Genomic DNA, 19,997 nt, shown 5'->3' with positions numbered 1-19,997 from the left:
CACCTCCGGGCCAACCATTGGCAAACATTCCAGGTGGCATGCGGGGCCCCGCTGCATACCCCCCTCAATCCAACCGCTTGCGGAACCGCAGGACGGCGACCGTACAAAACAGCACCGCGAAAATCGCCAGGCTCACCGTATCCTGCCAGAGTTGCCCGATGCCGATTCCTTTCAAGAAGATCCCCCGCAGGATTTCGAGAAAATAGGTCAGTGGGATCACCGCCCCGATCCACTGGATCACCAGGGGCATGGTCTCCCGGGGAAAAATAAATCCTGATAATAGCACACTCGGCAGGATGAAGGCAAAGGCCATCTGCATCGCCTGGAGCTGGGTTTTGGCCACGGTGGAGATCAAGATCCCGATTGCCAAAGCGGTGACCAAGAACAGCAGGCTCAGGATCAGCAACAGCCCCACACTTCCTTTGACCGGCACGCCAAACCAGGCGGTACCCGCAGCCAACACCAAGACAAAGGAAAACATTCCGATCAGGACGTAAGGCGTCAGTTTCCCCACGATCAACTCACTCGGCCTGACCGGAGTGACGATCAGCTGCTCCATGGTCCCCCGCTCCCGCTCCCGGACAATCGCAAAAGCCGTCAAAATCGCCGTGACATTTTGCATGATCAGGCCGATCAGTGCCGGGATGTTAAACAATAGACTCTTCATGTTCGGATTGTAGAGCACCCGGGCCTGCACCTGAATGGGAATCTGAACATTACCCAGACCCTCCGCCGACAACTGGGCTTGTTGTTCCTCCATCGCCCGATTCTGGAGAATCAATTGGGCATTGGCCAGGGCTGTCCGGGCGGCGTTCGGGTCCGTTCCGTCCACCAGGACCTGCACGTCCACCGGTTGCCGGGTGTCCAAAGCCTTGCTGTAGTCCCGGGGAATCACCAGTCCCACTTTGATTTGACCGCTGTCCATCAACCCCTGGAGCTCCCCATACCCCTCCACTTGATATCGCTCGTCAAAATATCCGGTGTTGGTCAGATTTTGCACCAACTCCCGACTTTGCGCCGTCTTTGCCTGATCCCACACCCCCATCGACAGGTGGTCCACGTCGGTGTTCACGGCGTATCCGAACAGGAGCAGCATCAACAACGGCATGGCCAAAGCGATGGCCAGGCTCGCGGGGTCCCGCCGGATTTGTAAGAATTCTTTCCGCACAATGGCCATCAAGCGGTTCCACTGAAAGGACGACCGACCCTGTTTCCCTTTGTCGCTCATGCCGTGCCCCCTCCATTGCCGAGAGGGTGTTCCTGGGAGGAAACGAGCTGGATAAACACATCATCCAAGGTCGATGTCCCGAATTGCCGCTTGAGTTCCTCCGGCGTTCCGTCCACCAGCAGTTTCCCGAAGAAAATAAACCCGATCCGGTCGCAGGTTTCGGCCTCGTCCATGTAATGGGTACTCACCAGGACGGTGACCCCGGTTTTGGCCAGGTCGTGGATCAAATTCCAGAAAATTCTCCTCGACACGGGATCGACGCCGGCGGTGGGTTCATCGAGGATCAGCAACTCAGGCTCATGAAGGAGGGCACAGGAGAGGGCCAGCCGCTGCTTCCAACCGCCGGAGAGGGAGCCGGCCCGCTGTTTCTCCCGGCCGGTCAGACCGGCCAGGGCGATCAGTTCCTCCTTGCGCTCTCGGACCCGGGGTCCGGAGAGCCCGTAGATTCGGGCGTAAAAATCGAGGTTCTCCATCACCGTCAGCTCCTCGTAGAGGCTGAACCGCTGGGACATGTAGCCGATTCGGGCCTTGATTTCCTCGGCATCCCGAACGATATCGTAGCCCAGCACCCGGCCGGTCCCTGAGGTCGGGGTCAGCACCCCGCAGAGCATCCGGATGGTGGTGGATTTTCCCGATCCGTTCGGACCGAGAAAACCGTAAATCGCCCCCCGAGGAATGGTGAGGGAAACCCGGTCCACGGCGATTCGGGAGCCGAACTGTTTTGTCAGGTCTGTACAGGTGATGGCCGGTTCGTCGATTTCCTTCATGACGCACCTCCCGCCGGACCGCCCAGGACCACATCCGCAGGCATCCCCGCCCGCAAGCGATCCAGGCCCGACGTGATCTCCACCGTCACCGCAAACACCATCTTGGCGCGCTCATCGGGTGTCTGCACATTTTTCGGCGTAAACTCCGCTCGGTCGGCGATGACGGAAACCCGGCCGGAGAACGTTTCCCCGGGATAGGCGTCCACCCGGATGGCGGCCGGTTGACCCAGTTTCACCCGCCCCAAATCTGCTTCGGGTACGTAGATCACCACCTTCAGTTCATCTTTTTTGAGGAGCACGCCCAAGGTGGCCCCGGGCTTGACCACCTGGCCCACCTCGACATCCCGGCGAAGGAAGACCCCATCCTCCGGGGAGGCCACCCGGGTTTTTTCGAGTTGCCGTCTGGCTTCGGCCAGTTTCGCGTCCGCCTGATCTTTCATGGCGATCAATTGTTTGAGATGCTGGTCAGTGGCCCCGGCTTTGAGCAGGTCGAGCTTGGCCTGGGCGGAGCGTTCATTGGCCAGAGCCGAAGCGTACCCGCTCTGGGCGGCCGCCTGGGCATTCTGCGCTTGGCGGATCTGGGCCTGAATGCCTTGAAGCTGGGCCTGGAGGTTATCCACCTGGGTCTGGGCCTGATTGACCGCCTGCTGGGCGGCATCCACCTGTTGCTGGGTGGCCGCCCCGGCCTTTTGCAAGGCCTGGACCCGGGCGAGCTGTTGTTGCTGGTAAGCCAAGGTATCTTGGGCCCCTTTGAGGTTGCTCATCAACTGACTCTGGTTGGCAATCAACGCGTTCACTTGTTCCCCGGCGGCCTTGCTGTTGGCGGCGGACTGATCGGCCAGGGCCCGGGTTTGATCGACGGCGGCCATGGCGGCGGCGATTTCCTGGGCCCGGCTCCCGGCCTGGGCGTCCCGAAGGGCGGCGAGAGCGGCGTCCACGCCGGCTTGGGCCCCCTGCACCTGAAGTTGATACGATTGGTCATCCAAGGTGACCAGCAGCTGGCCCTTTTTGACGGATGCCCCTTCGGCCACGGGCAGGCTCTGGACTGTGCCGCCCACCTCGGTTTGTATGGGAATCTCGGTGCCCTCAATGATGCCGGAAAATGTCGATCCCTGGGCCGCCCCGCAGCCGGCGAGAAGGGTGGAGCCGAGCAGCAGGGCGGTCACAGGAGTCAACCAGGCTGCCAGGGGTGAGGGCCGGGCTTTACGCCACCGACTCCGCCACTGAACGTGGCCGGCCGCTCTCATCCTGGCGCCGACCAGGAGGTTTTTCAGATCAGTTTTCCGGTGCATGAGCACCCCCTCCTTCCCGGGGTTCTATCGTGCGCGCGATGCCGTGGAGATAGATGTCGAGCATCCGGCGGATCTCCACGTCGTCAGCCTCCCAGGGGACAGTGCCCGATTCCAAAGGGAGTCCCTCGGGGAATGCCTTTCGGGCGAGCACATAGCCGACGATCATACTCATGAACACCCGGAGGGCGGCGGTGTCATCGACATCCCGAATCGTTCCCCGGGATTTTTCCCCCTGAAACCATTCTCTGACCAAGGCGATCATGTACGGCGTCACCCGGGTCCGGACCGGATCGAGCAGTTCCGGGTGAAATGCCGCTTCGGCCGCCACCGTTTTGATGAGGGGCCAGTTCTTCTCGATCAGTTGAACCCGGTCTTTCATGATGTCAAACAGGACTTGATCAAAAGGTTGATGGCCCCGGCGGTTGAGGATGTTCTCCACACTGCGGGCCAACAGGGGGCGAAAATACCGGGCAACCAGAGGCAGCAGCAATCCTGTGAGCAAGTCTTTTTTCGTCTTAAAATAGTTGAATACAGTTCCCTCGGAGACGCCGGCTTCTTCCGCGATTTCCCGGGTCCGGGCTGCGCTGAATCCTTTTTCGGAAAATACCCGTATGGCCGCCTCCAGGATCCGCCAGTGCTTTTCTGTCATGTCCTCGTCGGCAAAGAGGTGAAAAGGGTCGGGGACTTCGGGTTTCTTCACCGGCATCACTCCTAATTGAGTACTCACTCAGATTATGGGCCGGCTGAATGGAGGTTGTCAAGAAGTCTTGATGAACTGCTAGGGATCGCGAAAAAGGAGGGTGTGCATCGAAGAGAAAGGACCGAACGATGTTTTCGGTCCTTTAACGGTCATGCCCGTCCGGAAAGCTTACGGTTAATCTGGAAAATATCTTGGTCGTGTTCCATGACTTTTTCTTTCAAGTATTCGACGCGATCGTGGATCTTCTCGACTTTCTGTTCCACACCGGCGAGTCGCGTATCCATTTGGTCCACCTGGGTTTTCAACGCGGTCAAGTCAGCCTGTATTTCTTGCACGGTTGTTTCCACACGGTCCAACCGCTCCTCGACGCGGTCCAGCCGCTCCTCGATGCGATCTTGGCGCTGCTCCAGCCGATCCAGGCGTGCTTCGATCTGTTCAAAGCGGCGATCCATGTCCGCGAAACGTTCCCGGACCTCGTCGCGGAACTGGATCAGCATGTCACTGAGCTCTAAAATGGCCTGAATGATCTGGTTCTTTTCCCCATTAAGCCGTTCCATGGCACACCCTCCCCCGGGTCTCCTGGCTGCTATTGTACGCGAAAAGCGGGGAAGAACAAAATTGATCCCTACGCCAAAACCCGGAGACAATGGACAAGAGGGCCGCCGGAGAACCACGCCCACCCCCGTTCGTCGATTTTTGTCGAGGTCTGCTCACCGGCTGTGGATCCACTCGTTCCCATGTTAGAATAAACACAGGGGTGGCGGATGTTTTTGATTCCATTCCGGGCGACCATGGCCGCTCCGGATTTTCACAGCCTGTTGGGATAGGAGGTGGGATGACGTTGGGCGAACGGGAACGCGAACCGAAGGATGACGGGATTCGCCGGGTGGCGGAGTGGCTTCGGGAGGCCCGCCGGGCCGTGGCGCTGACCGGGGCCGGGATGTCCACCGAGAGCGGGATTCCCGATTTTCGCTCCCAGGGCGGGCTTTGGGCCCAGGTCGACCCCCGGGAGGTGGCGACGGTGGAGGCCTTGGAAACCAATTACCCGAGGGTGCGGGAATTTTACCGGAAGCGCATCGACGAGATCAAAAAGCACCGGCCCCACCTTGGGCATGAGATCCTGGCCCGGTGGGAGAAGGCGGGCCGCCTTCAGGCGGTGGCCACCCAGAACATCGACGGCTTTCACCAAATGGCCGGCAGCCGCGTGGTTCATGAGCTGCACGGGTCTCTGCGGCGGTTTCACTGTCTGGATTGCGGACGGTCGGCCACAGAGGCGGAGTTTCTCGGCGGCGAGCCCTGTCCGCACTGCCGGGGACGTCTTCGGCCGGGGGTGGTGATGTTCGGGGAGCTGTTGCCCATGGACGCCTGGAACGCCGTGGAAACCGCCATGCGCGCCGCAGACCTGGTCCTCGTGATTGGCACCAGCCTCGAGGTCTACCCGGTGAACCAGTTGCCGGCCCTCAGCCAGGGCAAACGCGTGCTCATCAACCTCGAGCCCACCGAACAGAGAGCCCTGTTCGACGAGGTCCTCATCGGCAAGGCCGGGGAAGTGCTGGCGGCCATCGATCGGGAGATGGGCAACCAGTCGGGTGATGCCCAAGGTCACAAGACCTAGATATCCTGGACAGGAATGGAAATTTTATCATTTGCGTGAGGCTACTAGAATTCCTATAAGGCGTTGGCGAAATTATCAAGCCCGGGTGTGGTTTGCCCATCCGGGTTTGTTTGTACCCGAGACCAGAGAAGAAAGGATGGGTAGAAAAATTTTTCATGAAAGAAATTGACACGGAAAAACACACAAATTATAAATAAGATATAGAGACGGTGGCTCGGCGTTTGCCTCGGGTGAGCGGTGGTTCCCCTTGGGTAACAAAAAAACTGCACGAAACATTTGTTTTCTGACAGACCGCTGTCACTGTGGATGTGGTAGAACAAAGGTGCCGAGGGTTTTCTCTAGGCGAAGGAGGTGAATTAGGTTGCGATTGGTACTGACGATGCGGCCGTCCTCCGGTGGGGATCATTTTGTCCTGCCGCTCACGTACAACGAATACGTGCAAGCGGCGTTGTATAGCATCCTGCCCGAGGACTTTGCTGCGTTTCTCCATGACGAGGGCTACTCCTATCTAAAACGGAAGTTTCGCATGTTTTCTTTTTCCCGGCTGCTCGGGAAGTATGAGGTTCTTCGCGACGAGGGATTTATCCGTTTTTTCGGTCCGGTGCGGTTGGTGGTGGTGTCTCCCCTCGCGGAGTTTACTCGTGCGGTGCTGGATCGGTTGTTGGGGGATGCGATGCTCCGGCTGGGGAACGTGGAGTTGGAACTGGTGGAGGTCGAAAGCTCGAACCCCAGGGTTGATTCTTCCCGAATTCTCGTCCAGACGCTGTCGCCGATCACGGCATATTCGACGTTTTTCAAGCCGGATGGGCGCAAATACACAGTTTATTTTCATCCTAGGGAATCTTCTTTTTCCGAAGTGGTTCGGGAGAATCTGCGCAAAAAGGTGAAGGTGGCCCGGGATGAGATGGGGATCGACATCGGGTTTTCGGACGAGGAATTTGCTTTTGACATCCGTCCGGTGGGCCGTACGAAAAAATCTGTGGTCGTTTACCGGGATATTTTCGTGCAGGGGTATTCGGGCCGATTCGAACTGATCGGTCCGCCCGCCGTTCTCTCGTTGGCGCTGGATTTGTCATTAGGAAGCAAGAACAGCCAGGGTTTCGGTTGCGTGGATTTGATCAAAACGTACGCCGAGGAAGGCGGGGATGGGTATGTTGATCGAGAGCCTCATTCGGCTGGGTAAACCCTTTGTCAGCGGCGGACTGGCGCCGGCGATGATTTTGGATCAAGTGTCCGATATTCGAGAGCAGAACGCTAAGACCTTCTTGTCCCACGTGGTGATCGTCGAAGCTGATCCGGAGACTAAGGCCGTTGCCGTGGAGTGGGTTCGGTGGGTTCAGGTCCATATCGAGCGAGAGGGGAAAAAGACGAAGGAGATCACGTATCCGGATTATGAGCACGCCCGGACCGCCCCTTTCGTTGTGCCTGCCGGGGGGGCTCCCACGAATGCCCAGGGCCGTTATGGGATTCCTACATATATTTTCTACGAAAAGCATGTGGACGCCTTTCGGAAGGATTCCGTGGAAGTGGAAAATTTTCTTCGGAACAGGCTGAAACGAACCAAGGACGGGGATTTCCTGGTTCCCTTGGTGGATGAGCTTTCTCAGCGGATCCACGAATTCTTCAAGGCCACGGAATTTCCGGCCAAAGAGAAAGCGATCGGGCTGTTGGTATTGGCCATCATGGACGGCCGCGGCACTTACCGGTACGAACCTCAAGGTTATGCGCCACGAACGGGTTGGGAAGGGATCTTGACCCCGAGCTTCCTCGACCCGAACCGGGTGATCGTGGCGGATCTGGAGCGCACGGTGGACCGCTTCTGGGAGTCGAAGATCGCCGAGGGGGAAGAAAAGGGACGGCTCTCCGGCGACGATGCCGTCTGCGCCTTTTGTGGCGCAACCGGGGAAGTGATTTCCGCTTATTCGAAAGCTTGGAACTGGTTCACCACCACCTGGGTGGGACCCTTGGCGACTGAGTTGCCTCAAGACCGGCTGGTGGAGGGGGTGGCGCTTTGTCCCGATTGCTACAAGGCGCTAACGTACGGAAGCCGGGTGTTCGATCGGCTCACCAGGCCCATGCCCTTGTCGCTGGCTCGGGAAATCTTCGCCCCTGCCAGTAGCCCGTCGGGTATAAAACAACAAAGGATGCGCAACGCGGCCGACATTCCCACCGTCTATGGGGGTGTCCTCCCTCTGCCGGTGCTGGACGAATGGCTGGTGGACCCCGACGAACGAAAAGCCTTTATCCAGAAAATGTCCAAAATGATGGGCCAGGACCAGGCCGTCTTTGAGTCGTCCAGGGACCTCCACCTCAAGACGTTGACTGGGTTGGAGATGTGGCTGCCGGATGTGGATGAATCCCAAGAGTATCGGCTCATGATTCTCTACTATTCCGGCGATCCCAGCCGGGCAGATATTCATCTTCGAGCGGTGATCGAAGACGTCATCCCGTCCATGGCCAAATCAGTAAACGATCTCGTCCGGGAGGTGTATGAAGAGAGCGAGCCTTTGCGCGAGCGGCTGCTGGGCCCCGACTTGGTGGACAGGATGAAAGAATTCTTTTTGTCACTTCCGGGCCTATTGACCAAGGCTTATGGGCCGGCTCACGTCTGGATGACCTTGGCCAGTGTGTTGCACGGCCGACCCCTCAGCCGGCGGCGGTTTGTGGAACTGGCGGCGGCGCGATTGCGGGAGTTGACCTCGCAGTATACACAAAAGCTGTTTGACATTCGGCAAGAAGTTCTGTTTGATCTGGTATTTTCGGATTTTCTCCAACGCTACTCGGCGAAACTGGCTGCGAAAGGAGCGGAAGTACCCATGCGTCCATGGCCGGAAATGTTGGAACTTCTAAAGGGCTCTGTCGACCACCCGCCGGTTTGGAAAGATGTTGAGGAACTGGGCTTTGCAAGTGGATATTTGCTGCGGGAGTTTGGCAAACGTTACTTTTTAAAGGCAAATAAGGATTACTTAGAGAGCCGGGTTATCACTTTTGGAAATCAGGTGACGCCCGAGGTGATTCTCAAATACGGACTTATGAATCTGAGAACCCACGCGGCCAGGCACCACATCAGCGTGTGGGATTTGGAAAAGCTGCTGGGCTCCTTGATGGCTGGATTTCTGGAACACAAGGAGGGCTTGCGCAGGGACTCCGATGCTTTTCTGGCCGCATTTTGGGCGGGATACTGCCTGAATCGCCCGGATAAGAAGACTGCAGGAGACGAGGATGACGAGGTTTCTGAAGAAGGCAAGACGGCGATGTGAGAGGGCACCGTATCCTCGCCAGCTGACCACATCATACCTTTGGAATCAACCACCTATATGTTGAGAAGGAGTGAAGTATGATGTCCGATCTTCGCAGTGGAGAAATCATTTTCGTCAAGAGTGTGAAAGACGGGATTCCCAACCGGGATCCGTTAAATGAGAGTGATGCCCGGCGGCTGTTCAGTGAAGAGGACGGGCGGATCTCCCTGTCTGACGTTAGTATCAAACGGGATGTACGGGACTACGTCCTGGCGCGATACCCCGACGGCGGTGGGGAAAGGAACAATTTCGTGTTTGTTCGGGAGGAACGGACCGAAGACGGTAAGTTGCTCGGGCGAGGAAGTTTAGCGAAAAAGATCCAAGAGCGGTCGGGCCGTACGGGAGACACGGAGGAGATTTTAAAAGAAAGTGCGTTTGATGTGCGGGTGTTTGGGGCCGTCTTCAGTGTGGGGGGATCCTCCTTTCATCTCACCGGCCCGGTGCAGTTCGGTTGGGCTCATTCGCTTCATCCCGTAGAAACGCGGTATGTCCAGGGCACGGTGGTAATGCCGAGCAAAGACATTAACGAGAAAGCGAGTAATCGGAGCGGAGAATCCGAGGAGAGCGCGGGGAAGCAACAGGGGACGATTTGGACCACGTACACCCTTCCCTTTGCCGTCTTTGTGATGCCCGGTATCGTCAATGCGTCGATTGCCCGGCAGACGGGGATGAAGGAAGAGGATATGGATCTGTTGCTTGAGGCGCTGTGGAAGGGGACGCAGTATCGCCAGGCCCGGGGCCGGGGGATCCAGCAGCCGCTGTTTCTGGCCCACGTGGAGTACACTGATCCGTTTTTCCGAATCGGCTATCTTGAGGAAAGTGTGCGGTTGTTGCCGGAAAGAGAGGTTTGGCTATCCGGGGAGCGGCCGAGCTCGGTGGCAGAGATCTCCCTGAACGTGCAAGAGTTGGGTCAGGTCCTCCGGAATCACCAGGACCGGGTGGCCCGGGTAAGGTGGTGGGTCCATCCGTCGTTGAACATTAAGGGAGAGTTGCCCGGGGAGAAACAGCCGGTGTGGTGAAAGGTGGGACAGGTGATGCAACTGCTGGTGTTCGACCTGAGGGGCACCCTGGCTCATTTTCGACGACCGGATACTACAGCCACTCATGCGTCGTATCCGGTGATTACGCGCACAGCTCTGCGGGGACTGTTGGGCTCGATTCTGGGATTAGCGGAGTTTAGCGGTGAATCTTGGGCGGGAATCCAACTGCTGGCCCCGGTGCGCACCGTCCTTCAGGAACTGTCTCTTCTGGGGAAAGGATTTTTGACGAGCGGGCCGGCGATGAATCGTCCCACTTCGATTGAATTGGTGGTCAATCCCGCTTATCGCATTTATTATCACGGAGATTACCAAGAGGAGTTAATGGCGCGGATCCGGGAGGGGAGAAGCCATTATCACACATATCTGGGGAGTGCTTTTGCCCTGACATTTCCCCGGTTCGTGGGGTCTTGGGAGGTCCCGGAGGTGGAGTTGACGCCGGGGATGACCTATCGCTGTCGAACGGTCCTGCCGACCCATGTGGTTCAGGGATTGGTGATGCCCCCGGGGGATTCGAAGCTGCAAGTGGGGCGTATCGGAGGGGTTCATTACCATTACCTGGGCGGTCGGCGGTTCCGGGGCGCGGTTCACTTGGTGTATGAAGTGCAGGGGCAACCGATTTCCTTTGTCCCGACGGCCTCCCCGGCGGAACCGAAAGTCCGGTTCGCGCAACTTGGGGACGAGGTGGTATGCCTGTGGTAAGACCATTTGGTGAATGTGTGGCGCGTCCTGCGGAGGGGGAACGTCAATTTCCCCTGCCCCGGCACTTGGAAACGGTGGCATCAGGGGTGGGGAACTTCCAGGGTCAGCCCGCCGAGCGTCTGGATTACCTGGCGGGTTGGATGCACGACATTGGCAAGTCAAACGAAAAATGGCAGTGGTACATTGAGTCGCCGCGGTCCCGGAAGGGGCCGCCGCACTCGGTATACGGCGCCATTTTGTATGTCTATTATGCCGAACGGTTGCTGAATATCTGGAAAATGCCCAGGAGGGAAAAGACTGAACTGCGGAGGAGGGTGCAGTGGTGGTGCCGGGATCTTCTCGATCACCACGGGCGGCTCGGCGATATCGAGGAAACGGAAGTGCCCTGGAGAAGCTTTCCGCCGCAATGGGAACACTTTGATCTCCCGGGTATTCACGACGCGGTCAGTCGGCTGTTTCCGGAGGTTGCGGGGGCCGCTCCTACTGTGGGGTCGTTGAAGGCCTGGCACAAGGGGTTTGTTGACACCTGGGCCAAATGGTATATGGATTGGACGGGTCAGGCAGTGTTAGCGGAGTACGAAGAGGCGGAGGCGCCGGTTTCTTGTCTTCGCCTCTCTACCGCCTCCCTGATTCGCGCGGATCGATTCGACGCGGCCCAGATCGAGCCCCGGCGGCTTCAGCGCGAAGAGCTGGAGGGTGCCTTGGCGCATTTGGAAAAATTTCTCGAAGATAAAGGCCGACAGTCGGCGGGATCCACGCCAGCGGGAGGCGGGCTCACCGGCGTGACGGCCCTTCGCCAACGGGTGCACCAGCAAGCGGTGGAGCGATACCGCCAAAACCCCAAAGGGGACTTGTATGTCTTGAAGCTTCCCACGGGTTTGGGGAAGACCCTCACGGCTCTGCGGGTGGCGTTGGAGATCGCCGGGGACCGGGGGAAAGAAAGGATTGTCTATGTGGCTCCTTATCTGACGATTTTGTCCCAAGCTGCGGGAGAGATCGCCAAGGCCTCTGGGCTGGAAGTAATGGAGCACCATTCTCTGTCAATGACTGAGGACCGTGAATGGGATGACAAAGCGATTCTCTTGCTGGAATCTTGGCAGTCCCCGGTGGTGGCGACGACGTTTAACCAAATGTTTCGGGCTTTTTTTGCGCAGCGTGCCCAAGAAACCCTCCGGCTGGCCGGTCTTGCGAATTCCGTAGTGATTGTCGACGAGCCACAAATCGTCGATGACTCCGTCTGGCAACCTTTTCTCGCCATGATCCAGGGCGCCGCCCGGGAGATGAATGCGACGTTTCTCTTTGTGACGGCCACCCTTCCGCCGCTCCGGCCGGGGCTGAAGGAGTCCCCGATTCCCCTGGCACCCGCCGACATCCGTTATCCGGACCGATACCGTGCCCGGGTCGTGGTTGAGCCGTGGGACGAGAAGCAGCTAGCCGATCATCTGGTCGGACGTGAGAGAGACACGCGGCATCTGGCCGTGATTTTGAACACCATTGGGGATGCGGCGAGGGTTTATCAAGAGCTGTCTGAAAGGCTGAAGGATGCGGGACCCGCCGATTCGGAGCCCCGAATTTTGCATCTTCACGGCTTGATGACGCCCTTGCACAAGCGGCTGCGGATTGAAGAGATGAAAGAGTGTTTGGGGGCGGGGCAGCGGTTATGGGCGGTGACCACCCAGATTATCGAGGCCGGTGTGGATGTGAGTTTTCAGAAAGTCTACCGGGCGCGGCCGATCTACTCCTCGGTGATTCAGGCGGCGGGACGGGTCAATCGGCACGGGAGCGAGGGGGAGCTTGGGGAGATCGTGGTCTTTTCGTTTTTGCGAGGCGGGGAACAGGATTCCCGGGTTTGGGTTTATCGGGACGCCATTGTCCGTGAGGAGACGGACCGCAGTTTGGGCAAGGCGGCCGAGTGGATGGAGCACGAACTGTATGAAGAGGTTGATCAGTATTTTTCCCGGTGTTCGGCCCGCACGAATAGTGCCGCGAAGATGCAGGCTTTGGCCCAGGCGGCCCAGGGGCGGTGGAGCGCCGTGAGCGGCTGGTCGCCCTTCGAAGAAGATCCGCGGCGGGTATCGATTTTTGTTCCTTGGGGAGAGGAGTATCTCGAGCGCCCGATCGGCCTGGACATCCGGCGGCGGATGAACGAGTTCGGGATTCGCGGAGTTCGAGAGATTTATGAACGGTATTTGGATCGGGTGTGGATGGGGGGCCTGTCCTTTGTGGCCCGAAAGCGGTTCATGGCGCTGATGCAGCAGTTCATTGTCTCATTGCCTCCGAAAATGGCGCTGAAGGTGGCGGCAAACCTGGCGGATGACGTGGAGATCAAATTAGCGGCTGACACACCGAAGTATCAAGAGGATCGCGGGTACGCCGATTTGGCCGCGGGGTGGGTGGAGGATTGTATTTTATAAACCTGTGGATGGGAAGGTCCGAAGAGTTGAGGTGAGTCCATGGAGGATGAAATTCGGATTAATGGGACGTTGGTGTGGTATTACACGTTCTGCCCCCGGGAAGCGTGGCTCATGTCTCGTCAAATGACCCCGGATGAGGACGATGAGAACGTGGTGATCGGCCGATTCTTGCACGAGAACCGGCAACCCAGAGGGCGCAAGGAGGTTGAGGTAGGTCATTCGAAGTTGGACGTGGTGCGCCGGGACTCGGGAACGCTGGTGGTTACCGAGGTGAAAAAAAGCAGGCACTCGCTAAAGGGCGCCCGGATGCAAGTGTTGTTTTATCTCATAGAGTTGAGAAAACGGGGGATCGAGGCCGAGGGGGAACTGGTGGTTCCGGAGGAGCGGAAAGTCGAACGGGTGGTGCTCACCCAAGAGGACAGGGTGAAGATCGAACAGACGGTGGAAGAGCTTCGGGCGTTGTTGCGCCGGGCGACGCCGCCACCGCCGAAACGAATCCCTGCGTGCAAAAGGTGCGCGTATGGGGAATATTGCTGGGCGTGAAGTGAGGGGTCGAGACGGTGGGGACAAGCGTATACCTGTTTTCCGGCGGGCAATTGCGACGAAAGGACAACACGCTGGTGTTTGAGAGCCCGGACGGAACGAAGTACCTTCCCGTGGAGAATATTCAAGAGATTTATTTGTTCGGAGAGGTGGACCTGACCAAAAGTCTTTTGGAATTCTGCTCCCAGAAAGAGATCCTCCTTCACATTTTTAATTCGGAGTATGAATATTACATGGGAACGTTTTATCCCCGTGAGCATTTGAACGCAGGGCATGTGACGGTGAAACAGGTGGAGTATTATCTGGATCCGCAGCGTCGCCTGGATTTGGCCCGGCGGTTCGTGGAGGGCGCGGCCCGCAATATGCTGCAGGTGTTAAAATATTACCGCAACCGGGGCAAAAAGGTGGAGGGCCACCTGGAGCGCATCCAGGAGTTGGAGGGGAAAATCCCTGAGACGGCGGAGGTTCCGGCCCTGATGGCTTTGGAGGGCAATATCCGGGAGCAGTATTACCGCGCATTCGATGCCATCGTGTTACAGGAAGATTTTCAATTTGATCGCCGGACCCGGCGGCCGCCGGAAAATCATCTGAACACGTTGATCAGTTTTGGGAATTCTCTGTTGTATTCCGCGGTTTTGCGGGAGACGTACAAGACCCATTTGGATCCGAGGATTGGATATTTGCACACGTCAAATTATCGCCGGTTCAGTCTGAATCTGGATGTGGCGGAGATCTTTAAGCCGATTTTGGTGGACCGGCTCATCTTTACCGTGCTCGGAAAGAAAATGATTACCCGACGGGATTTTGATGCGAAGTTGGAAGGAATTTATTTGAAAGAAAGCGGGCGCAAAGTGTTCGTGTCCGAGTGGGAGCGGCGTCTCGGGACCACGATCCGTCATCGGAGTATTGGGCGAGAGGTATCCTATCGCCGCCTGATTCGCCTGGAGCTCTACAAAGTGGAAAAACACGTGGTGGAAGGGGAGGAGTATCGGCCGTTCGTGGCCCAGTGGTAGTGGAGGGCGAGGGATGGACTGACTCGGCGGCGTGAGTGGCGGAGAGGGGAAGGTTCAGCCGTGTTCGTGATCCTGGTGTACGATGTAGCGCAGAAGCGGGTGGCGAAAGTGTTGAAAAAGTGCCGGGAGTATCTGACATGGGTGCAAAATTCGGTGCTGGAGGGGGAGATTACGAAGGCGAATTTGTACAGGCTGAAAAGGGAGTTGAAGCAAATCATTGAGGAGGACGAGGATTCGGTGATTATTTATATTTTGAGAACGACAACCTACTCGGAAAGGCAGATTATGGGGGTTGAGAAAGGGAAGTTTGATCAGATTTTGTGATGACAGCTGAGTGGAGGGACGACCGGGCGCGAGCCATGTTGGAGCGGCAAATAGAGAATTGTGGGTTGATCGGGAGCCTGGGCTGGTGGTCCGGCTCCTCACTTTGTAGCCCAGCGCTGGCTCCCCAACCTAGACCCCATTTTCCGCATGTCAGATTTTGTCGAATAACGGCATTTTGAGGAGTCTCAGGAGGAGAATGCCTATCCAACTCCGAATTGTCCTTGTATTAGGATTCGGAGGGGAGAAATATGCAACTTCCGGGTGTTACGGTGGAAGTTCACAAGCTGGAAGCGGCACCTCTGGTGGCGTACTTGTGTCGAGAGCTTCGGGTGGCGGCGATCATGGCAGAGGAGGCTCAGGCGATTGAGAAGGATGGTGGCCCAGCAGGAGCGGCTGAGCTACCACTGCGAAGCCGACGCCGAGGTGGCTTTGGAAGATTGGCGGCGGCGTCATAATCGCTGGGGATTTCATCAAGTCACCGGCCAGGTGGTGCAGGAAAGGACCGTGAAACGGCGGGTGGGACGCCCGCGAAAACAAGATCCCGACTCAGGGAGCGTCGAGGTGGTTCGGTGGCGGGTGAACTTCACGGTGGAAACCGACACGGAGGCCATTAAACAGCGACGGCGGCGGGAGAGGACCTTTGTCTGATCAGTAACGTCCCGCGGACGCGTCGGGCCCACGATGCCGATCTGCTGAGGGATTACAAAGGCCAGATCGAGGTCGAGAACCTGTTTCGGGCCTTGAAACAGCCCTATTTTGTGCACGGGATCTTCGTCAAGACCCCCAAACGCGTGTTGGCCTTAGCTTATGTCTTCCTGTTGGGGCTGCTGGTGTACGCGATCATTCAACGCCGGGTGCGCCAAGGGATGCGGGAGGATCAACAAACGGCACTGGCGATCGCGGGTGCGAAGTTTCACTCTCCGACCACCCGTACATTACTGAAAGAGTTTGACGGGTTAACCCATGTGATCGTGCGTCTACCGGACGGGACGGTCACCCATTAACTTCAAGGACTCACCGAGAAGGGGATCCAGATTCTTCGGTGGATTCGGATCCGGACGGATAACCTCTTGATGGAAGCTTCCTTGCCACCGGCGGAAAGCGGGTAATCGACCTCTCGGCGGGCGGGTTTTCGACAATAAACGACAACTGAATCCTCCGAGAGGTCCTCGTTTGTGGAAATGACGTCGAACTTTGTCGAAAATAGGTAGATAATCAATTCCATGTTTCGACATTCTTCGATATGCGAAAAATGGGCTCGACCCGCGGGATGGGAGGTATTAAGCGATCGCAGTAAGCTAAAAATTCTGATCTCAACAACCGCGCCCTCTACAAAGGAGGGATTTGTTGCAATTCCTGTTTATGGAAGTGTCGTCGATCAGAGATCGAGCAAAAACCCCGGGGGATCGACGACAAGAGACGGGTCGCTCAAAGTCACCAGAATCCGCGTCATCTGAAACAAAGACTCCGTTTCAGGAGTTGACGCACTTCTCCGCACACTGTATGCTAGTAGCGACAGATCCCTTGTATAATGCGGAAAAAATGGGTTCGTAGCGTGCCTATGAGGAATGGAAACCAGATTCGATAGCCCCGAGCTTTGCGGCGCGGTCGACGGGTTCGTAGCGTGCCTATGAGGAATGGAAACAGGCTTCGACGGCTCACCACCAGAGCCCCCAGAACCTCCGTTCGTAGCGTGCCTATGAGGAATGGAAACTCCTCCCCCGGCACCACCGGCCCCCGGCGAATAGATGTTCGTAGCGTGCCTATGAGGAATGGAAACTGGTCGGCGGCCGGACGAGCATGGGGAAATCGGCGTTCGTTCGTAGCGTGCCTATGAGGAATGGAAACAGTATCACCCCGGATTCGGATGGCACATGAGCATCAGCCGTTCGTAGCGTGCCTATGAGGAATGGAAACCCCCCACTATCGCCGCCCAGGGTTTTACTGCGCACGAATGTTCGTAGCGTGCCTATGAGGAATGGAAACTTGCACTTCCGCCGCCGGTGTCGCCCCCGGCCTGTCCTCGTTCGTAGCGTGCCTATGAGGAATGGAAACTCCTCCCCCGGCACCACCGGCCCCCGGCGAATAGATCATGTTCGTAGCGTGCCTATGAGGAATGGAAACCCGCGCCAATCGTAATTTTCGCCCCCACGGCTCTCACGTTCGTAGCGTGCCTATGAGGAATGGAAACGAGAGAAGATGATCGAAGTTGGAGAGAAAAACGAATGTTCGTAGCGTGCCTATGAGGAATGGAAACAGACGAATTTTCTCGATGCGGCGACCGTACTCGAAAGGAGTTCGTAGCGTGCCTATGAGGAATGGAAACCGGCAGAAGCGATCTGGAGGCGCGGGCACGGAGCGTTTAGTTCGTAGCGTGCCTATGAGGAATGGAAACATATGGCTCAGGCTCAGTCATCCAAAGGCCAATTAGGCAGTTCGTAGCGTGCCTATGAGGAATGGAAACTCGCGTAAACTCCTCACCCAATCCGGGTGCATCGGACGAGTTCGTAGCGTGCCTATGAGGAATGGAAACCGGGAAGGAGCCATCGTGGAGGTTCAGCAAACGGAAGCGTTCGTAGCGTGCCTATGAGGAATGGAAACCTCTGCGAAGTTTGACAATCCTCTCGGCAAACACAGTTCGTAGCGTGCCTATGAGGAATGGAAACTAGAATAATACGCCAACCGTGATGTTCATGCTTTCTTCCGTTCGTAGCGTGCCTATGAGGAATGGAAACTCCAAAAGGCTGGCCACAAGGTCCGGATCATGCACCTGAGTTCGTAGCGTGCCTATGAGGAATGGAAACCGATGCAGCCGGGGTAGGGACGGTCACTCACTCCGGAGTTCGTAGCGTGCCTATGAGGAATGGAAACTACAGGGTGACACGAAAACTCCGGGCCGCCGCACAAGAGGTTCGTAGCGTGCCTATGAGGAATGGAAACCAAGTCTCGTGATCGCCCCCGGATACAACGCCGACAGCGTTCGTAGCGTGCCTATGAGGAATGGAAACTGTGATGAGTCCGAGGGCCACAGCCTGCGCGAGGTCATCCGTTCGTAGCGTGCCTATGAGGAATGGAAACGAAACATGCCGTCGGACATCGATACCAATGAGGGAAGGTTCGTAGCGTGCCTATGAGGAATGGAAACCACCGTTCCCGCGTTTCGCCGAGGGTGGCGAGGGCGGAGTTCGTAGCGTGCCTATGAGGAATGGAAACTGTGATGAGTCCGAGGGCCACAGCCTGCGCGAGGTCATCCGTTCGTAGCGTGCCTATGAGGAATGGAAACGAAACATGCCGTCGGACATCGATACCAATGAGGGAAGGTTCGTAGCGTGCCTATGAGGAATGGAAACCACCGTTCCCGCGTTTCGCCGAGGGTGGCGAGGGCGGAGTTCGTAGCGTGCCTATGAGGAATGGAAACCGATTGCGGTGCCGGAGCCTCCCCGGGAGGCACATAGTTCGTAGCGTGCCTATGAGGAATGGAAACCGCGGGCTTGATCCGGTCGATGCCCGCCCTCCGGAGTTCGTAGCGTGCCTATGAGGAATGGAAACTACGAAGCATTCCCAAGTCTTGGGTACGGAGCGATCCCGTTCGTAGCGTGCCTATGAGGAATGGAAACATGTCAGCGGTGTAATGTCCGCTCCCACCCAAATGGGTTCGTAGCGTGCCTATGAGGAATGGAAACCCAAACGTCTGGCTTGGCGTTTCTGTCGAGAACCAAAAGTTCGTAGCGTGCCTATGAGGAATGGAAACTTCGGCAAGGACAGCCAGAATCGATCAGACTTTGAACTGTTCGTAGCGTGCCTATGAGGAATGGAAACTTCGGCAAGGACAGCCAGAATCGATCAGACTTTGAAGTTCGTAGCGTGCCTATGAGGAATGGAAACAGGGTTATTCGCCGGTCTCCGAGGTCGAGGACAGCCTCGTTCGTAGCGTGCCTATGAGGAATGGAAACGCGAGACACGAGGTCAAGCGATCATGCGCTGTGAGTTGAACGTTCGTAGCGTGCCTATGAGGAATGGAAACCAGTATCTCGTATGAGGAAATGCTTCGGATGCGCGAGGCGTTCGTAGCGTGCCTATGAGGAATGGAAACTGACATCCCTCCATATGTGTTTTTCAGAGCATCCGCGCTCGTTCGTAGCGTGCCTATGAGGAATGGAAACATGACTACGAAATTATCGAGGTCGAATTTGATGACGATGTTCGTAGCGTGCCTATGAGGAATGGAAACTCACAGTAAAACGCAGTTCCTAGGCACCAATTGCCAAATGGTTCGTAGCGTGCCTATGAGGAATGGAAACCTGTATGGAAAGAAAATGGTCCAGGTTCTGGAGTCGTTGTTCGTAGCGTGCCTATGAGGAATGGAAACGCAATCGCTGCAAACGATCCTGAGCTAATGGAAATCAGAGTTCGTAGCGTGCCTATGAGGAATGGAAACCCGAGCTTCACAGGACGCCCACCTTCTGGGCTAACAAGTCGTTCGTAGCGTGCCTATGAGGAATGGAAACATTTCGTTGCTGAAATGATAATGTTTTGGTTCCTCGTGCGGTTCGTAGCGTGCCTATGAGGAATGGAAACTTTGTCCACGGGAGGCCTCATAGCATACCCAATCACGGTTCGTAGCGTGCCTATGAGGAATGGAAACCGCTGTTCTGCGCCTCCGAGCAGGTCCGAGAGGTATGCTTGTTCGTAGCGTGCCTATGAGGAATGGAAACAGCAAACGCGACCGCACGAACCGAATCATCGACCTGGTTCGTAGCGTGCCTATGAGGAATGGAAACCTCGTAAGCTTTGGGCGGCCTGGGCACGGCATCGCCGCTCAGTTCGTAGCGTGCCTATGAGGAATGGAAACTAGCCGTCGTGTATCGGATTCGTGCCTCCAGCCATGCAGTTCGTAGCGTGCCTATGAGGAATGGAAACTTGGACGTGGATAGAAGAGGCGTATCAGGTGACGAACGAGTTCGTAGCGTGCCTATGAGGAATGGAAACTCGCCTCCAGGTATCTCACCTGTGGCGGGCCAAGCAGAGTTCGTAGCGTGCCTATGAGGAATGGAAACTGAAAG

Annotated in this window: 14 protein-coding genes, 1 pseudogene and 1 CRISPR repeat array (1 of these 16 only partly in view); of the genes and pseudogenes, 10 read left to right on the top strand and 5 right to left on the bottom strand. The window is 56.9% G+C overall.

Going from position 1 to position 19,997, the window contains the following annotated elements; genetic code table 11:
• Positions 1 to 64: 64 nt before the first annotated feature.
• From CVV65_RS13720 to CVV65_RS13700, 5 genes are all read right to left on the bottom strand, one after another.
• The gene (locus tag CVV65_RS13720) at positions 65 to 1,228 is read right to left on the bottom strand and encodes an ABC transporter permease (RefSeq protein ID WP_100668610.1); all 1,164 of its coding nucleotides are present in this window, start codon (positions 1,226 to 1,228) and stop codon (positions 65 to 67) included.
• Positions 1,225 to 1,995 carry an ABC transporter ATP-binding protein gene (locus tag CVV65_RS13715; RefSeq protein WP_100668609.1) on the bottom strand — a complete coding sequence of 257 codons (771 nt, stop codon included), beginning with the start codon at positions 1,993 to 1,995 and terminating at the stop codon, positions 1,225 to 1,227. The genes CVV65_RS13720 and CVV65_RS13715 overlap by 4 nt, the downstream gene beginning before the upstream one ends.
• Positions 1,992 to 3,287 (bottom strand): HlyD family secretion protein, encoded by a 1,296-nt coding sequence (locus tag CVV65_RS13710; protein WP_100668608.1) that lies wholly within the window; start codon positions 3,285 to 3,287, stop codon positions 1,992 to 1,994. The genes CVV65_RS13715 and CVV65_RS13710 overlap by 4 nt, the downstream gene beginning before the upstream one ends.
• Positions 3,271 to 3,987 carry a TetR/AcrR family transcriptional regulator gene (locus tag CVV65_RS13705; protein ID WP_198592033.1) on the bottom strand — a complete coding sequence of 239 codons (717 nt, stop codon included), beginning with the start codon at positions 3,985 to 3,987 and terminating at the stop codon, positions 3,271 to 3,273. The genes CVV65_RS13710 and CVV65_RS13705 overlap by 17 nt, the downstream gene beginning before the upstream one ends.
• A 149-nt stretch (positions 3,988 to 4,136) precedes the next feature.
• On the bottom strand, positions 4,137 to 4,544 hold the full coding sequence (locus CVV65_RS13700; protein ID WP_100668606.1) for a hypothetical protein: 408 nt from the start codon (positions 4,542 to 4,544) through the stop codon (positions 4,137 to 4,139).
• Positions 4,545 to 4,828: 284 nt separating this feature from the next.
• On the opposite strand from CVV65_RS13700, the gene CVV65_RS13695 reads away from it, so the two are divergent.
• The 10 genes and pseudogenes from CVV65_RS13695 to CVV65_RS17555 form a co-directional block, all read left to right on the top strand.
• Positions 4,829 to 5,602, top strand: coding sequence for an SIR2 family NAD-dependent protein deacylase (locus CVV65_RS13695; RefSeq protein WP_232796625.1), 774 nt, complete (start codon positions 4,829 to 4,831; stop codon positions 5,600 to 5,602).
• A 361-nt stretch (positions 5,603 to 5,963) separates the two neighbouring features.
• A complete protein-coding gene (cas6, locus tag CVV65_RS13690) occupies positions 5,964 to 6,785 on the top strand; it encodes a CRISPR-associated endoribonuclease Cas6 (protein ID WP_100668604.1) in 822 nt (273 codons plus the stop codon).
• Positions 6,754 to 8,862 (top strand): TM1802 family CRISPR-associated protein, encoded by a 2,109-nt coding sequence (locus CVV65_RS13685; RefSeq protein WP_157935532.1) that lies wholly within the window; start codon positions 6,754 to 6,756, stop codon positions 8,860 to 8,862. The genes cas6 and CVV65_RS13685 overlap by 32 nt, the downstream gene beginning before the upstream one ends.
• Positions 8,863 to 8,942: 80 nt before the next feature.
• Positions 8,943 to 9,920, top strand: coding sequence for a CRISPR-associated protein (locus CVV65_RS13680; RefSeq protein WP_100668602.1), 978 nt, complete (start codon positions 8,943 to 8,945; stop codon positions 9,918 to 9,920).
• 15 nt (positions 9,921 to 9,935) lie between these two features.
• Complete coding sequence (cas5, locus tag CVV65_RS13675; RefSeq protein WP_100668601.1) at positions 9,936 to 10,640, top strand: CRISPR-associated protein Cas5; 705 nt, start codon at positions 9,936 to 9,938, stop codon at positions 10,638 to 10,640.
• On the top strand, positions 10,634 to 13,054 hold the full coding sequence (gene cas3, locus CVV65_RS13670) for a CRISPR-associated helicase Cas3' (protein ID WP_198592032.1): 2,421 nt from the start codon (positions 10,634 to 10,636) through the stop codon (positions 13,052 to 13,054). The genes cas5 and cas3 overlap by 7 nt, the downstream gene beginning before the upstream one ends.
• Before the next feature lie 39 nt (positions 13,055 to 13,093).
• Entirely contained in the window at positions 13,094 to 13,597 is a 504-nt protein-coding gene (gene cas4 / locus CVV65_RS13665; protein WP_100668599.1) for a CRISPR-associated protein Cas4, read from the top strand.
• A 17-nt stretch (positions 13,598 to 13,614) separates the two neighbouring features.
• On the top strand, positions 13,615 to 14,610 hold the full coding sequence (cas1b, locus tag CVV65_RS13660) for a type I-B CRISPR-associated endonuclease Cas1b (RefSeq protein WP_100668598.1): 996 nt from the start codon (positions 13,615 to 13,617) through the stop codon (positions 14,608 to 14,610).
• Positions 14,611 to 14,670: 60 nt separating this feature from the next.
• The gene (gene cas2, locus CVV65_RS13655) at positions 14,671 to 14,934 is read left to right on the top strand and encodes a CRISPR-associated endonuclease Cas2 (protein ID WP_100668597.1); all 264 of its coding nucleotides are present in this window, start codon (positions 14,671 to 14,673) and stop codon (positions 14,932 to 14,934) included.
• A 341-nt stretch (positions 14,935 to 15,275) separates the two neighbouring features.
• A pseudogene (locus CVV65_RS17555) lies at positions 15,276 to 16,043 on the top strand (IS1634 family transposase); the annotation flags it as partial.
• Between the two features lie 437 nt (positions 16,044 to 16,480).
• Positions 16,481 to 19,997: a CRISPR direct-repeat array (repeat unit 30 nt; unit sequence GTTCGTAGCGTGCCTATGAGGAATGGAAAC); it runs 4,074 nt beyond the window's last position.

This window comes from Kyrpidia spormannii (genome assembly GCF_002804065.1).
Classification (GTDB): Bacteria; Bacillota; Bacilli; order Kyrpidiales; family Kyrpidiaceae; genus Kyrpidia; species Kyrpidia spormannii.
This window is presented reverse-complemented; position numbering and strand designations above follow the sequence as displayed.